This window comes from Paracoccus sp. NFXS7, from assembly GCF_040148865.1.
GTDB lineage: Bacteria > Pseudomonadota > Alphaproteobacteria > Rhodobacterales > Rhodobacteraceae > Paracoccus > Paracoccus marcusii.
Genome location: NZ_JAKEKV010000004.1, coordinates 229,233 through 245,023 on the forward strand (window position 1 = coordinate 229,233; position 15,791 = coordinate 245,023).

A 15,791-nucleotide genomic window follows, 5' to 3' on the forward strand; every position below is an offset into this window, starting at 1 on the left:
CCGGCGCGCCTCGTCAGCCGCCGGTATGGCTCATGTGGCGGGTCATCTGGCCTGCGACGCCTTGGCGGGAATAGTCGAAGTCGTGACCCTTGGGTTTGCGCGCGATGGCCGCGCGGATCGTCTGGCGCAGGGCCTCGTCGTCGGCGCTGGCGCGCAGGGGCGCGCGCAGGTCGGCGTTGTCCTCCTGGCCCAGGCACATGAACAGCTCTCCGGTGCAGGTGACGCGCACGCGGTTGCAGCTTTCGCAGAAATTATGGGTCAGGGGCGTGATGAAGCCGATCTTCTGCCCGGTCTGGGCCAGCCTGACATAACGGGCCGGGCCGCCTGTGCGTTCGGCAAGATCCAGCAGCGTAAAGCGTTCGGCCAGCCTGGCACGCAGGTCGGACAGGGGCCAGTACTGATCCAGCCGGTCCTCCTCTCCCATCTCGCCCATAGGCATCACCTCGATGAAGGTCAGGTCGTGACCCTCGTCGCCGCACCATTGCACCAGATCGAACAGCTCGCTGTCGTTGACGCCCTTGAGGGCCACGGCGTTGATCTTGACGCGCAGGCCGGCAGCGGTCGCGGCCCGGATCCCCTCCAGCACCTGGGGCAGGCGGCCCCACCGGGTGATTGCCGAGAACTTGTCGGCGTCCAGCGTGTCCAGCGACACGTTCACGCGCCGGACACCGATATCGGCCAGTTCCGCCGCATGGCGGGCCAGCTGGCTGCCGTTGGTGGTCAGGGTCAGCTCGTCCAGGCCGTTCCCAAGGTGACGCGACACGTTGCGGAAAAAGCCCATGATGCCGCGACGGACCAGAGGCTCTCCTCCGGTGATACGCAGCTTGCGCACGCCCAAGCCGATGAAGGCGGTGGACAGGCGGTCCAGCTCCTCCAGCGTCAGGAGATCGGCCTTGGGCAGGAACTGCATGTGTTCCGCCATGCAATAGACGCATCGGAAATCGCAGCGGTCGGTCACCGACACCCGCAGATAGGTGATGGGGCGGGCAAACGGGTCGATCAGGGGCGGGTGCATGTCCATCCCCCATATCTAGGCGCGCCGGACTGCGGTCACAAGGCGGGGATTCGCCGGTCGGGTGGTGGACCTTGCCACGCTGGCGTGACTAATCTGCGGCAACGATGATTGAAGGAGACGCCGATGCGCCTGATCCCCCTTGCCGTCCTGGGCCTGTCGCTGGCCGGATGCACCCAGATGGCCGCGACGATGAACCGGCCCGAAGCGCCCAAGGCGACGGCGGCCCAGACCGCGGCCGCGACGGCCGTGACGCGCGCGCCCAGCCCCCGGCCTGCGGCACGCGCGACACCCGCACAGCTGGACACCACGACGCCCGAACAGCGCGTAGCCGCCGCCCAGGCCCCGGCGACGGCCGAGACGCGGCTTGGCACGACCGTCGGATCGCTTGGCAACCCGTCCGAGGGTGGGTTCTGGATGAAGACGCCCCTGGTCGATGCGCCCGTGCAGGGGCGCATCGTGAACCCCGCCACGGGCAAGTCGGCGCAGGTCGAGTTGCGGCCCCTGTCGGGATCGGGCACGGGCAGCCAGGTCTCGCTGCCGGCGCTGCAGCTGCTGGGCGTGCCGCTGACCGACCTGCCCACGCTGGAAGTCTACCGCTCCTGATCGCCGTCGGGGCGGGGCGCGTCGTCGGATTGCGGCGCGTCCTCGGCCAGAGGTTCAGGCTGCGGTTCGGGCGCGGCCATCGCCTCGTGGGCGCCGTGCCAGACGGCGACGCGATCCGGGTCGCGCTTTTCCAGGTTGCGCAGCCACAGCTTGGCCGCCTGACGCACGCCGCCGTGACGGTCGGACGCCAGGCGCAGCATCAGCTGCAGAACCTTTTCCCGAATCTCCAGATCCTCGGGCTTGGGGTTGTTCATCTTGGCCCAGGGCAGCGTGGCCAGCATCACGCCCCGGCGCAGCCACGGGTTCCGGCTGCCGGCCCATGCCGTGATCTGATCCAGACGGGTCGGATCGGCGACCACGCGCCGCGCGGCGGCGGTCATCACAGCATCGTCGATCTCGGCCCCGTCGATCTGCGGCGCCCAGTCCATGATCGCGGCCCAGGCCGCGTCGTCGGGCCGCATCCGGGCCTGCACCAGCAGGCGGGCGGCGGCCAGGCGGGCCTCGTGGACGTCGCTGTCCCACAGCGCCTCGGCCAGCGCGATGCGCGCGTCCAGATCGCGTTCCGCGCGCCATTCGGCGACGACCTCCTCCAGCGCGGCGGGGGTGACGCCCAGGGTCTCTCGATCACGCTTGTGGCGTGCACTGGCGCGGGCGGCGCGTTCGGGGTCGGCCAGGTCGCGCAGCCGGTCCAGTTCCTGCATGGGATTCTCCAATCCGTGATTGGCCCCCTTCTAGGGCGCGGGGGCGCCGGCCTCAAGATGATGGTGGCAGGGGCGCGCCGGGCGGGCTAAAAGGCGCGGCAAAACCACGAGGTAGGCCCATGTCGCATTCCGCAGACCCCCGTCCGATGACCGCCCGCCGCACCGGCCCCCTGTCGGGCGAGGCGCTGGTGCCGGGGGACAAGTCGATCAGCCACCGCGCCCTGATCCTGGGCGCGATGGCCGTCGGAGAGACGCGCATCACCGGTCTGCTGGAGGGCCAGGACGTTCTGGACACCGCCAGCGCCATGCGCGCGCTTGGCGCGCAGGTGACGCAGCACGGGCCGGGGGACTGGTCGGTGCATGGCGTGGGCGTGGGTGGGTTCTCCAGCCCGGCCGAGGTGATCGATTGCGGCAATTCCGGCACCGGTGTGCGTCTGATCATGGGCGCGGTCGCGACCACGCCGATCAGCGTGACCTTCACCGGCGACGCCAGCCTGTCGCGTCGTCCGATGGCGCGGGTGACGGACCCGCTGTCGCAGTTCGGCACCCAGATCACCGCGCGCGAGGGGGGGCGTCTGCCCATCACCATCCAGGGCGCGGCCGATCCGGTGCCCGTCACCTATCGCACGCCCGTGGCCAGCGCCCAGATCAAGTCGGCGATCCTGCTGGCCGGGCTGAATGCGCCGGGGGACACGGTGGTGATCGAATCCGAACCGACGCGCGATCATTCCGAACGCATGCTGGCCGGGTTCGGCGCGCAGATCCGGACCGAGACCACGCCTGACGGCCACAAGATCACCCTGACCGGCCGCCCTGAACTGCGCCCGCAGCCCGTGGCCGTGCCGCGCGATCCGTCCAGTGCGGCCTTTCCGGTGGCTGCGGCGCTGATCGTGCCGGGGTCCGAAATTCGCGTGCCGGGCGTCAGCCGCAACCCGACGCGGGACGGCCTGTACGTGACCCTGCTGGAGATGGGCGCCGACATCACCTTCGAGAACCCGCGCGAGGAGGGCGGAGAGCCCGTGGCCGACCTGCTGGTGCGCCACGGCCCGCTGAAGGGCGTGACCGTCCCGGCCGATCGTGCGGCCAGCATGATCGACGAATTCCCGATCCTGTCGGTGATCGCCGCGTTCGCCGAAGGCACCACGGTAATGAACGGCGTCGCGGAACTGCGCGTCAAGGAAAGCGACCGGATCGACGCGATGGCCGTTGGCCTGCGCGCGAACGGCGTCACGGTCGAGGACACGCGCGACACCATGACCGTTCACGGCGCGGCGCAGGTGGCGGGCGGCGGCCATGCGGTGACCCATCTGGACCACCGCATTGCCATGAGCTTCCTGATCCTGGGCCTTGCGACCCAGCAGCCCGTCACCATCGACGACGCGGGGCCGATCACGACATCCTTTCCCGACTTCGTGCCGCTGATGACCCGCTTGGGCGCGACGCTGGACTAGGCGGGATAGCCGATCCCGGCCAGGGATCGGCGGATCTCGTCCAGGATGGCGGGGTCGTCGATGGTGGCGGGCGCCTTGACCGTCTCGCCATCGGCGATCTTGGCCATGGTCGCGCGCAGGATCTTGCCCGACCGCGTCTTGGGCAGGCGGTCAACGACGCAGGCGGTCTTGAAGGCCGCGACGGGCCCGATGCGGTCGCGGACCATGCGCACCACCTCGGCCACGACCTGGGCATGCTCGGTCTCGACCCCCTTCTTCAGGCACAGAAGGCCCAGGGGTGCCTGTCCCTTCAGCGGATCGGCGACCCCGATCACCGCGCATTCCGCGACGGCGGGATGGCTGGACAGGACCTCCTCCATGCTGCCCGTCGACAGGCGGTGGCCCGCGACGTTGATGACGTCGTCGGTGCGGGCCATGATCCAGATATAGCCGTCATCGTCGACGTAACCCGCATCGCCTGTCTCATAGAAGCCGGGGAAATGCTGCAGATAGGCGCGGTTGAACCGATCCTCGGCGTTCCACAGCGTGGGCAGGGTGCCGGGCGGCAGGGGCAGCTTGATCGCGATCGCGCCCAGGGTGCCGGGTGCGACCGGGTGCCCCGCCTCGTCCAGGACCTGCACGTCGTAGCCGGGCATGGGCAGGGTCGGGCTGCCCTTTTTCACGGGCATCAGCCCCGCGCCGAAGGGGTTCGCCGCGATGGGCCAGCCGGTCTCCGTCTGCCACCAGTGGTCGATCACCGGAACCTTGACCCGATCCTCGGCCCAGGTGACGGTGTCGGGGTCGGCGCGTTCGCCTGCCAGGAACAGGGCCTGCAGGCCGGACAGGTCGTACTTGCCGACCAGCCGGCCCTCCGGGTCGTCGCGCTTTACCGCACGGATGGCGGTGGGCGCGGTGAAGAAGGACTTGACCTTGTGATCCGCGATCACCCGCCAGAACGTGCCCGCGTCGGGGGTGCCGACGGGCTTGCCTTCGAACACCACGGTCGTCGCGCCCGCGATCAGCGGCCCATAGACGATATAGCTGTGCCCCACGACCCAGCCCACGTCGGACGCGACCCAGAACACGTCGCCCGGCCCGATGCCATAGATGTTGGGCACGCTCCACGCCAGGGCGACCAGATGCCCCGCGGTATGGCGCACGACGCCCTTGGGCTGGCCCGTCGTCCCCGAGGTGTAGAGGATATAGGCCGGGTGGTTCCCCTCGACCGGGACGCAGTCGACGGGGTGCGCGTCCGCCACCGCCTGGCGCCAGTCCAGATCGCGGCCCGCCACCATGTCGGCCGCGCATTCGGGGCGCTGGAACACGATGGTGAAGTCCGGCTTGTGGGCGGCCTCGTCAATGGCGCGGTCCATCAGCGGCTTGTAGGGGACGACGCGACCCGGCTCCAGCCCGCAGCTTGCGGCGATGATCGCGCGGGGCTTGGCGTCGTCGATGCGCACCGCCAGTTCATGCGCGGCGAACCCGCCGAAGACGACCGAATGGATGGCCCCGATCCGGGCACAGGCCAGCATCGCCTGCAGCGCCTCGGGGATCATCGGCATGTAGATGATGACTCGGTCGCCCTTGCCGATGCCGCGCGCGGCCAGCACACCCGCCAGCCGGGCCACCTGGTCCTGCAGCTGGGCATAGGTCAGGCGACTGACGCTGCCGGTCATCGGGCTGTCGTGGATCACCGCCAGGCGGTCGCCGTGACCGGCCGCGACATGGCGGTCGATGGCGTTCCAGCAGGTGTTCACCATGCCATCGGCGAACCATTCCCCGGCAGGGCCCTGGTCGAAATGCGCGCGGCTTGGGGGCTGGGTCCAGTCGATGGCATCGGCGGCCTGCATCCAGAACGCCTCGGGATCGGCCTTCCAGCGCGCGTAGAGATCTTGATAGGACATGGACTCCCCTCCCTGAACCTGGGTTTTGTTACGCAGGAAGGGGGGCGTCGCGCAACCTTGTTAGCGGCGTGACAATGCGCTGATTAGCAGAAATCCGGCGATCGGGTTTGCAAACAGAACGGCTCGGCAAAGGCTCCTTTGCCGCGCCGCAATATTTGCAAAAATGTCGGCGAATCAGCCGTAATGCGTGACCGGCGTGCCGGCCAGCACCGACATGTTCAGCAGGCCGCGCGTGGTGATCGAGGGTGTCACGATATGGGCGCGGTTGCCCATGCCCATCAGGATCGGCCCGACCTCCAGGCCGCCCGCGCGCATCTTCAGCGCGTTGCGGACACCCGATGCGGCGTCGGTGCCCGCAAAGACCAGCACGTTCGCCACACCCTGCAGCCGCGAGGTCGGGAAGATGCGTTCGCGCAGCTCGGGGTCCAGGGCCGCGTCCACATGCATCTCGCCGTCATACATGAAGTCGGGCTCGCGTGCGTCCAGCAGCGCCAGGGCGTCGCGCATCTTGCGGCCGGAATAGCTGTCGGTGTTGCCGAACTGCGAATGGCTGCACAGGGCGATCTTGGGCGTCAGGCCGAACCGGCGGACGTGCCGCGCGGCGCCCATCACCGTCTCCATCACCTGCTGGGGCGTGGGGTCGTTGTGGCACTGGGTGTCCGCGATGAACAGCGGCCCGTCTTCCAGGATGATCATCGACAGTGCGCCAACCGGGTGCAGCCCGTCGCGGGCCAGGATCTGGCGCACGTATTGCAGGTGCCAGCTGTACTGTCCGAACGTACCGCAGATCAGGCTGTCGGCCTCGGCCCGGTGCACCATGACGGCGCCGATGGCGGTGGTGTTCGTGCGCATGATCGCGCGGGCGATGTCGGGGCTGACCCCGCGCCGCGCCATGATGCCGTGATACGTTTCCCAATAGTCGCGATAGCGGGGGTCGTTCTCGGGGTTCACGATTTCGAAGTCGACATCCGGGCGGATCGGCAGGCCCGCGCGTTCGGCGCGGGTGGCGATCACGTCGGGGCGGCCGATCAGAATCGGGACGTCGGTCGTCTCCTCCAGCATGGCGTTGGCGGCGCGCAGGACACGTTCGTCCTCGCCCTCGGCAAAGACGATGCGGCGCGTGGCGGTGGCCGCGGCCTCGAAGACCGGGCGCATGATCAGCGCCGATCGGAAGACCGACCCGTCCAGCTTCTGCTTGTAGGCGGCCATGTCGTCCAGGGGCCGGGTCGCAACGCCCGTCTCCATCGCGGCGCGGGCCACGGCGGATGACACGACGCCCATCAGGCGCGGATCGAAGGGCTTGGGGATCAGATAGTCGGCGCCGAAGGTCAGCGTCTCGCCGCGATAGGCCGCGGCGGCCTCGGCCGCGGTGGTCGCGCGGGCCAGGGCGGCGATGCCCTCGATGCAGGCGATCTTCATCTCGTCGTTGATGGTGGTCGCGCCGACGTCCAGCGCGCCGCGGAAGATGAAGGGGAAGCACAGGACGTTGTTGACCTGGTTCGGGAAATCGCTGCGTCCGGTGGCGATGATCGCGTCGGGGGCAACGGCGCGGGCCGCGTCGGGGTCGATTTCCGGGTTCGGGTTCGCCAGCGCGAAGATGATCGGGCGCGGGGCCATGCGGCCGACCATCTCGGGCGTCAGGACGCCCGGACCGGACAGGCCCAGGAACAGGTCGGCACCGTCGATCACCTCGGTCAGGCTGCGCTTGTCCGAGGCTTGGGCATAGGCGGCCTTCTGCGGGTTCATGTCGATGTCGCGGCCCTCATGGACCAGGCCGTGGATGTCGCACAGCCAGACGTTCTCGCGCTTGACGCCCAGTTTCAGCAGCATGTTCAGGCAGGCGATGCCCGCCGCCCCGCCGCCGGTCGAGACGATCTTGATGTCCTCGAACCGCTTGCCGGCGATGCGCAGCGCATTGGTCGCGGCCGCGCCCACCACGATGGCGGTGCCGTGCTGGTCGTCGTGAAAGACCGGGATGTTCATCCGCTCGCGGCAGATCTGTTCGACGATGAAGCAGTCGGGGGCCTTGATGTCCTCCAGGTTCACCGCGCCGAAGGTCGGCTCCAGCGCGCAGACGATCTCGGCCAGCTTGACCGGATCGGGCTCGTTCACCTCGATGTCGAAGCAGTCGATGTTGGCGAATTTCTTGAACAGGACCGCCTTGCCCTCCATCACCGGCTTGGAGGCCAGCGCGCCGATGTTGCCCAGGCCCAGGACGGCCGTGCCGTTCGAGATGACGGCCACCAGGTTGCCCTTGGTGGTATAGCGTGCGGCGGTTGCGGGATCGGCCTTGATCTCCAGGCAGGCTTCGGCGACGCCGGGGGAATAGGCGCGGGCCAGGTCGCGGCCATTGGCCATCGGCTTGGTCGCGCGGATCTCCAGTTTGCCCGGTCGCGGGAACTCGTGATAATCCAGCGCGGCCTGTCTTGCGCTGTCCTGCCTGCGGTCTTCCATCTTTCGCCCCTCCGGTTTCGGAATTGGTTTACCGTTAAACCATTCTGACGTCGGGGAACAGCGGGGTTCTGCGCGCCCGCGCGCGTCTTGCACAACCCCGTCCGCGGGCGCAGATTGGCGGCCAGATCGAACGGGGTGAACCATGACGACGTCATTGCTGGATGCGGCGCGCGACGTGCGCGAACGGGCCTATGTGCCCTATTCGAAATTCAAGGTCGGCGCGGCCATCCGCGGCGCGTCGGGCACCGTCTATCGCGGCTGCAACGTCGAGAACGTGGCCTATCCCGAAGGCACCTGCGCCGAGGCCGGGGCCATCGCCGCGATGGTCGCCGCCGGTGAGACGCAGCTGATCGAGGTCGCCGTCATCGCCGACAGCCCGACCCCCGTGCCGCCCTGCGGCGGCTGCCGCCAGAAGCTGGCTGAATTCGCATCCGCAGAGGTGTCGGTCCTGCTGGCCACGACCGACGGCGCGCAGATGCACACGACCGTGGGCGACCTGCTGCCCGGCCGGTTCGACGCGGGCCACATGGCGCGCACATGACGGATCCGCGTCCTGTCATATCGGCGATCCACGACGGGCGGGGCCTAGACGGGCCGGGCGCGGCGCTGATCGCGCAGGGGCTGGCCGACGGGTCGGTCAGCGACGCGCAGGCGGGTGCCTTTGCGATGGCGGTGCTGACCAAGGGCGTCGGACCGGCGGGCCGCGTGGCGCTGACGCGCGCCATGCGCGATTCGGGGCATGTCCTGCAATGGGACCTGTCGGGTCCGGTGGTGGACAAGCATTCGACCGGCGGCATCGGCGATACGGTGTCGCTGGTGCTGGCGCCGCTTCTGGCCGCGCGCGGGGTGTTCGTACCGATGATCTCGGGTCGCGGCCTGGGCCATACGGGTGGCACGCTGGACAAGCTGGAGGCGATCCCCGGCTATTTGTGCGACCAGCCGGAGGATGACTTTCGCCGCATCGTGCGCACCATCGGCTGCGCGATCGTGGCGGCCACGGGCGACGTGGCCCCTGCGGACCGTCGCCTGTACGCGATCCGCGACGAATCGGGGACAGTGGAATCGATCGACCTGATCACCGCGTCGATCCTGTCGAAGAAGCTGGCGGCGGGGCTGGATGCGCTGGTCCTGGACGTAAAGGCGGGGTCGGGCGCCATCCTGAAGAAGGCCGACAGCGCCGGCCGGCTGGCCCAGGCCCTGGTCGAGACCGCGAACGGGGCGGGCTGCCGCACCTCTGCCTTCATCACCGACATGGATCAGCCACTGGCCCGCAGCGCCGGCAATGCGCTGGAGATCCACGAGGCGATCCGCGCCCTGCGGGGCGAGGCCGGGGCGCTGCGCGACCTGACGCTGGCGCTGGCGGCGGAATGCCTGACGCTGGCGGGACGGTCCGCGGACGGTCTGGCCGACACGCTGGACAGCGGCGCCGCGGCCGAGGTGTTCGGCCGCATGGTCGCGGCCCAGGGCGGACCGCGCGACCTGCTGGACCGCCCCGAGGCGCATCTGGCCCGCGCGCCGCTGATCCTGCCCATTCCCGCGCCCGACGCGGGGCGCGTGGGGCGCATCGACGTGACCGCGCTTGGCCACGCGGTGCTGGCGCTTGGCGGCGGACGTGTGCGCGCGGCCGAGGCGATCGACCACCGCGTGGGCCTGGACCGCCTGGCCAAGCTGGGAGAGGAGGTCGGCCCCGACCGCCCCCTGGGCATGGTCCACGCCGCCGACGACACGGCGGCACAGGTGGCCATCGCCGCCGTGCAGGCCGCCTATGTCTTGGGCGACGGCCAGCCCGGCCCACTGATCCGCGACCGGATCGGCGCATGAGCCGGGCGTTCCTGATCGTCATGGACAGCGTGGGCATCGGCGGCGCGCCCGATGCCCACGCCTTCTTCAACGACGGTCGCCCCGATACCGGTACGAACACCGTCGGGCATATCGCGCAGGCGCGTCCGCTGCGGATGCCTGTGCTGGACGGGCTGGGGCTTGGGGCGGCGGTGCGGCTGGCCTCGGGCACGGATGCACCGGGTCTGGGCGCCGAACCCCGCGGCCTGTGGGGTGCGGCATCCGAGGTGTCGCGCGGCAAGGACACCCCCTCCGGCCACTGGGAGATCGCGGGCGTCCCCGTGCCGTGGGATTGGACTTATTTCCCCGACGCCGACCCCGCCTTTCCTGCCGACGTGACCGCGCGGATCTGCCAGCTGGCAGGGACCGACGGCATCCTGGGCAATTGCCACGCATCTGGCACGCAGGTCATCGACGACTTCGGCGCCCGGCATCTGCAGACCGGCTGGCCGATCTGCTATACCTCGGCTGACAGCGTGCTGCAGATCGCGGCACATGAGGAGGCGTTCGGCCTGGACCGCCTGATCGCGCTGTGTCGCGATCTGTCACCGATGCTGCACGCGATGCGCGTGGGCCGGGTCATCGCGCGCCCCTTTGTTGGCCAACCAGGCGCGTTCCGTCGCACCGGCAACCGCCGCGATTTCGCGATCGCGCCGCCGGGCGACACCATCCTGGACATCGCGCAGGGTGCGGGCCGGGTCACCCATGCCATCGGCAAGATCGGCGACATCTTCAGCCATCGCGGCATCACCCGCCTGCACAAGGGCGAAGATGACGCGGCCCTGGCCGAACACCTGGTCCGGCTTGGCACCCATGCCGAAGCCGGCAGCCTGACATTCGCCAACTTCGTCGAATTCGACACCAATTTCGGCCACAGGCGGGACATTCCCGGCTATGCCGCGCAACTCGAATGGTTCGACGGTGTCGCGGGGAGGTTCCTGGCGACGCTGTCGCCTGGCGATCTGGCGATCTTCACCGCCGATCACGGCAATGACCCGTCCTGGTCCGGCACCGACCACACCCGCGAGCGCGCCCCCGTGCTGGGCTGGGGCGCGGGCGTGCGCGGCGTGGGGCAGGTGGGCTTTGCCGATATCGGCGCCTCGATCCTTGCGCATCTGGGGCTGCCCGCCCCCCGACACGGGACATCATTCCTATGAAGAAGATCGAACTGCACCTGCATCTGGAGGGTGCCGCGCCCCCCGATTTCATCCGCGGCCTGGCTCAGGAAAAACGCGCCGACCTGTCCGGCGTCTTCGATGAGCGCGGGCATTACGCCTATGACGACTTTCCGGGCTTCCTGCGCTGCTACGAGGCCGCGACCAGCGTCATCAACGGCCCGCGCGACTATGCCTGCCTGCTGGCCGAGGTGCTGGACCGCTGCGCCGAGGAGGGCGTGGTCTATGCGGAACTGTTCGTCTCGCCGGAGTTCTGCGGCGGTGCGGACCTGTCGGCCTGGCGCGATCATCTGGCCGCGATGACCGAGGTCGCGGACCGCGCCCGGGCGGACGGCATCGACAGCCGCGGCATCGTCACCGCGATCCGTCACTTCGGCGCGGATCGTGCGCGCAAAACCGCGCGCTGTGCTGCCGAGACCGCGGGCGGCTGGATCACCGGCTTCGGCATGGGCGGGGCCGAACAGGTCGGCCGGGCCACCGATTACGCCTGGAGCTTTGACTGCGCGGCAGAGGCCGGGTTGGGCCTGACCTGCCATGCAGGCGAATGGGGCGGCCCCGACAGCGTCCGGCAGGCGCTGGACCTGGGCTGCACCCGCATCGGGCATGGCGTGCAGGCGATCGACGACCCTGCGCTGGTGCGCGACTTGGTCGAGCGCGGCGTGACGCTGGAGGTGTGTCCGGGATCGAACATTGCGCTTGGGGTCTATCCGTCCTGGGGCGCCCATCCCATCGCGCGGCTGGCCGATGCCGGGGTGCGGGTCACCGTGTCCACCGACGATCCGCCGTTCTTCCACACGACGATGCGCCATGAGTACGATCGGCTTGCGTCGACCTTTGGCTGGGGCGATACCGAGTTCCGACAGATCAACCAGTGGGCTGCCGACGCCGCGTTCTGCGATGCGTCCACCCGCGACCGCCTGAAAAAGGAATTCGCCTGATGCAACACCTGACCGTCGTCGACCACCCGCTGGTTCAGCACAAGCTGTCGATCATGCGCCAGAAAGAGGTGTCCACCGCCGGTTTCCGCCGCCTTCTGCGAGAGATCAGCCTGCTTCTGGCCTATGAGGTCACGCGAGAGCTGGAACTGACCACCATGCACATCGAGACGCCCATGTGCGAGATGGAGGCCCCCACGCTGGAGGGCAAGAAGCTGGCCCTGATCTCGATCCTGCGGGCCGGAAACGGGCTGATGGACGGCATTCTGGAGCTGATCCCCGGCGCGCGCGTGGGCTTTGTCGGCCTCTATCGCGACCCCGAGACGCTGAAGCCGGTCGAATACTACTGCAAGGTGCCGCGCGAACTGGACGCGCGGATGACCATCGTGGTGGACCCGATGCTGGCCACGGGCAATTCGTCGGTTGCGGCCATCGACATGCTGAAGGAGCGCGGCGCCAAGAACATGCGCTTCCTGTGCCTGCTGGCCGCCCCCGAAGGCGTCGAACGGATGCGACAGGCGCATCCCGACGTGCCGATCTTTACCGCCGCGCTGGACGACCGTCTGGACGATCATGGCTATATCGTACCCGGCCTGGGCGATGCAGGCGACCGGATGTTCGGTACGAAATAAGGCCGCCCGTTAACCGCCGTTTCACGGTTCTGCGCTAGGTCTGGTTCAGAACAACGGAATGGATGGCAGATGATCGGGCAATTGCGGGTCTTGGCGATGCTTTTGCTGGGCGGGGCGGCGCAGGCCGCCCCGACCCCTCCGCCCCCCGACAGCTTTGCGGGGGCACAGTATATCGACGGAAACGGCTGCGTCTTTGCGCGTGACGGCGCGGGCTGGACCGCACGTCAGGACGGGCAGGGACAGGGCCTATGCGGCTTTCCCCCCAGCCTTGCCGTGCGGCGCACCGATCCGCTGACGGAACGCGCGCTGCCGCTGACCCAGGCACCGCCCCCGGATGTCGAGACGCTGCTGCTGGAACAGCTGTCGCGCGACCTGCGTCCCGGCGAATGGGCCGCCGATCCGGCCACGGCCGAGACGCGCACCGAACCGGCCCCGTCGCGGGTCCCGGACCCGATCCAGACCGCGCTGCAGGATGCGCTGACCATGGCGCCCGCGCTGCGCGAGGCGTCTGGCCTTTCGGGCAGCCCCGAACTGTGCGCCCGCCTTGGCTACAAGCCGGATCCCTCGGGTTTGGCGCAGGGGTCCACCCTTGGCCTTTGTCCCGGAATGCGTGCGACCTCGGCGACCGCAGCGCTGACGCCCGGTGCTGCGGCCGCCCGCAGTCAACCAGAACCGGCCGTCGCACCATCACTGCCGGTGACCAGGACCGCCGCCGCGGCACCGCGGGCACCTGCCCGGCGAGCCGCTGCGCCCGCAGTCGCGGCGCCCGTTGCCGCGAAGCCTGTAGTCACGGCGCCAAGGCAGACCACGGCGCCGGGCCCCGAAATGATCCCGGCATCCGCCCGCTACGTCCAGGTCGGTGCCTATGGCGAGGAAGGGAATGCGATGATCGTACTGCGGGCGCTGGCCGCGCGAGGCTATCCGACGGGGCAGGGCCGCACCAACGATGGATCGAAACCCCTGAGGCTGATCATGGCGGGACCGTTCACCGACCGTCAGTCGCTAATTGCCGCACTGAACGATTTGCGCGCGAACGGCTATCCCAAGGCGGTGGCGCGCTAGGCGCTGCGCACCGCCTCGATCATCCGGGCGACGTTGTCGGGATCCGCGTCCGGCGTGATCCCGTGGCCCAGGTTGAAGACATGCGGCCCGCCGCGCAGGGCACGGGTGATGCGCTGCGCCTCGGCCACCAGCTCGGGCCCGCCCGTGACCATGTGCCGCGGGTCCATGTTGCCTTGGACGCAGCCCTCGGTCTGGACGTGGCGGGCGGCCCAATCGGTCGACACCGAATTGTCCAGCGCGACGCAGTCGGCTCCGACCGCCGCCCGAAACCCGACATAACGCTCGCCCGCCTCACGGGGGAATGCGATGACAGGCACGCCGGGATGACGCGCCTTCAGCGCGGCGATGATCCGCTTGGCCGGAGCGATCGCGAAGTCGTCGAAATCCTGGCCCTTCAGGCTGCCGGCCCAGCTGTCGAACAGCTTGACGACTTCGGCCCCGGCCTCGATCTGGCGTGACAGGTAATGGATCGTCGCATCCGTGATCAGGTCGATCAACGCGGCGAATGTCGCGCGGTCCTGATCCTTCAGCAGATGCGCCGGTCCCTGATCCTTGGTGCCGCGGCCCGCGACCATGTAGGTCGCGACCGTCCATGGCGCGCCGGCAAAGCCGATCAGGGCGGTTTCCCGCGGCAGTTCGCGCGACAGGATCCGCAGCGTCTCATAGACAGGTGCCAGCTGCGCATCGACCTGATCCGCCGGTTTCAGCTGCGCCAAATCCGACGCGCTGGTCACGGTGGACAGCCGCGGTCCCTCTCCGGTGACGAACCACAGGTCGGCGCCCAGGGCCTGGGGGATCAGCAGGATGTCGGCAAAAAGGATCGCGGCATCAAAGCCAAAGCGGCGGATCGGCTGCAGCGTGACCTCGGCGGCAAGGTCGGGATTGTAGCAGAGCGACAGGAAATCGCCCGCCTGCGCGCGTGTCGCACGGTATTCCGGCAGATAACGCCCGGCTTGACGCATCATCCAGATCGGCGGGGTGGGCAGGGTCTCGCCGGCCAGGGCGCGCAGCAGAAGTTTGGTCATGGGGCCTCCTGCGCCCCTTGAAGGTCAGGCGACAGGCGTTGTCAAGCGCAGCCCCGGCGGCTATGCCGTGGCGCATGACACAGATGCCCACTCCCACCCGACCGCTTCGGATCGGCACGCGCGGATCGGTCCTGGCCTTGGCGCAGGCCCATGAGACGCGCGATCGCCTGATGGCTGCGCATGGCCTGCCGCAGGACGCGTTCCAGATCATTCCGATCAAGACAACCGGCGACCGCGTCCTGGACCGCCCCCTGTCGCAGATCGGCGGCAAGGGCCTGTTCACCCGCGAGATCGAGGAGGCCCTGACCGAGGGCGCGATCGACATCGCCGTGCATTCGATGAAGGACATGCCCACGCTGCAACCGGACGGCTTGATCATCGACTGCCTTCTGCCGCGGGAGGATGTCCGGGACGCCTTTGTCAGCCCGCACGTGGCCTCGATCAGCGCGCTGCCGCAGGGGGCGGTCGTTGGTTCCTCCAGCCTGCGCCGGCGCGCACAATTGGCACACCGTCGTCCCGATCTGCAGTTGGTGGAATTCCGGGGGAATGTGCAGACGCGCCTGCAGAAGCTTGCAGACGGGGTGGCCGTGGCGACCTTCCTGGCAATGGCAGGACTGTCGCGGCTGGACATGCGTCATGTCGCCCAAAGCGCCATCGATCCGGACGAGATGCTGCCCGCTGTCGCACAGGGGGCCATCGGCATCGAGCGCCGTGCCGACGATCAGGGCTGTGCGATGCTGCTGTCGTCGATCAACGATCCGCTAACGGCGCTGCGGATCGAGGCAGAGCGCGCGTTCCTGCGCCGTTTGGACGGATCCTGCCAGACGCCCATTGCGGGGCTTGCCACGCTGGATGGCGACTGCATGACGCTGCGTGGTGAAATCCTGCGCCCGGATGGCAGCGAGGTCGTCGCCGGTGTCCGTGATGGTCTTGCGTCGAATGGTGCGGCCATGGGCACGGATCTGGCGGAGGAACTGCTGTCCCGCGCCGGACCCGGCTTTCTGATCGCCTGAGGA

General features: G+C 69.0%; 14 protein-coding genes. 9 read left to right on the forward strand and 5 right to left on the reverse strand.

Annotated features, from left to right (window positions below; translation table 11 throughout):
- Positions 1–13: 13 nt before the first annotated feature.
- On the reverse strand, positions 14–1,021 hold the full coding sequence (gene moaA, locus LZ686_RS09610; RefSeq protein ID WP_349547617.1) for a GTP 3',8-cyclase MoaA: 1,008 nt from the start codon (positions 1,019–1,021) through the stop codon (positions 14–16).
- A 117-nt stretch (positions 1,022–1,138) separates the two neighbouring features.
- Here moaA and LZ686_RS09615 point away from each other — a divergent pair, with 117 nt between their 5' ends.
- On the forward strand, positions 1,139–1,618 hold the full coding sequence (locus LZ686_RS09615) for a hypothetical protein (RefSeq protein WP_045999307.1): 480 nt from the start codon (positions 1,139–1,141) through the stop codon (positions 1,616–1,618).
- Here the strand turns inward: LZ686_RS09615 and LZ686_RS09620 are convergent.
- Positions 1,606–2,319, reverse strand: a complete 714-nt coding sequence (locus tag LZ686_RS09620; RefSeq protein ID WP_349547618.1) for a DNA alkylation repair protein — start codon at positions 2,317–2,319, stop codon at positions 1,606–1,608. The two genes, LZ686_RS09615 and LZ686_RS09620, sit on opposite strands and share 13 nt — an antisense overlap.
- A gap of 119 nt (positions 2,320–2,438) precedes the next feature.
- On the opposite strand from LZ686_RS09620, the gene aroA reads away from it, so the two are divergent.
- Positions 2,439–3,770 (forward strand): 3-phosphoshikimate 1-carboxyvinyltransferase, encoded by a 1,332-nt coding sequence (gene aroA / locus LZ686_RS09625; RefSeq protein WP_349547619.1) that lies wholly within the window; start codon positions 2,439–2,441, stop codon positions 3,768–3,770.
- Here aroA and LZ686_RS09630 read toward each other — a convergent pair.
- Entirely contained in the window at positions 3,767–5,653 is a 1,887-nt protein-coding gene (locus tag LZ686_RS09630; RefSeq protein ID WP_349547620.1) for a propionyl-CoA synthetase, read from the reverse strand. The two genes, aroA and LZ686_RS09630, sit on opposite strands and share 4 nt — an antisense overlap.
- 174 nt (positions 5,654–5,827) lie before the next feature.
- Positions 5,828–8,107 (reverse strand): NADP-dependent malic enzyme, encoded by a 2,280-nt coding sequence (locus tag LZ686_RS09635; RefSeq protein WP_252930510.1) that lies wholly within the window; start codon positions 8,105–8,107, stop codon positions 5,828–5,830.
- 142 nt (positions 8,108–8,249) lie between these two features.
- Here LZ686_RS09635 and LZ686_RS09640 point away from each other — a divergent pair, with 142 nt between their 5' ends.
- The 6 genes from LZ686_RS09640 to LZ686_RS09665 all read left to right on the forward strand — a co-directional run bounded on the left by LZ686_RS09640 (position 8,250) and on the right by LZ686_RS09665 (position 13,750).
- Positions 8,250–8,648, forward strand: a complete 399-nt coding sequence (locus LZ686_RS09640; RefSeq protein WP_349547621.1) for a cytidine deaminase — start codon at positions 8,250–8,252, stop codon at positions 8,646–8,648.
- A complete protein-coding gene (locus LZ686_RS09645; RefSeq protein WP_349547622.1) occupies positions 8,645–9,928 on the forward strand; it encodes a thymidine phosphorylase in 1,284 nt (427 codons plus the stop codon). The genes LZ686_RS09640 and LZ686_RS09645 overlap by 4 nt, the downstream gene beginning before the upstream one ends.
- Positions 9,925–11,103, forward strand: a complete 1,179-nt coding sequence (locus LZ686_RS09650) for a phosphopentomutase (protein WP_349547623.1) — start codon at positions 9,925–9,927, stop codon at positions 11,101–11,103. The genes LZ686_RS09645 and LZ686_RS09650 overlap by 4 nt, the downstream gene beginning before the upstream one ends.
- Complete coding sequence (locus LZ686_RS09655; RefSeq protein ID WP_349547660.1) at positions 11,094–12,059, forward strand: adenosine deaminase; 966 nt, start codon at positions 11,094–11,096, stop codon at positions 12,057–12,059. Before LZ686_RS09650 ends, LZ686_RS09655 begins: the two co-directional genes overlap by 10 nt.
- Positions 12,059–12,688, forward strand: a complete 630-nt coding sequence (gene upp, locus LZ686_RS09660) for a uracil phosphoribosyltransferase (RefSeq protein WP_197054767.1) — start codon at positions 12,059–12,061, stop codon at positions 12,686–12,688. Before LZ686_RS09655 ends, upp begins: the two co-directional genes overlap by 1 nt.
- 69 nt (positions 12,689–12,757) lie before the next feature.
- Complete coding sequence (locus tag LZ686_RS09665) at positions 12,758–13,750, forward strand: SPOR domain-containing protein (RefSeq protein ID WP_349547624.1); 993 nt, start codon at positions 12,758–12,760, stop codon at positions 13,748–13,750.
- On the opposite strand, the gene hemE is transcribed toward LZ686_RS09665, so the two are convergent.
- Positions 13,747–14,775, reverse strand: a complete 1,029-nt coding sequence (gene hemE / locus LZ686_RS09670; RefSeq protein ID WP_349375077.1) for a uroporphyrinogen decarboxylase — start codon at positions 14,773–14,775, stop codon at positions 13,747–13,749. The genes LZ686_RS09665 and hemE overlap by 4 nt on opposite strands.
- Before the next feature lie 74 nt (positions 14,776–14,849).
- Here hemE and hemC point away from each other — a divergent pair, with 74 nt between their 5' ends.
- Positions 14,850–15,788 carry a hydroxymethylbilane synthase gene (hemC, locus tag LZ686_RS09675; RefSeq protein WP_349547625.1) on the forward strand — a complete coding sequence of 313 codons (939 nt, stop codon included), beginning with the start codon at positions 14,850–14,852 and terminating at the stop codon, positions 15,786–15,788.
- The last annotated feature ends 3 nt before the right edge of the window (positions 15,789–15,791 follow it).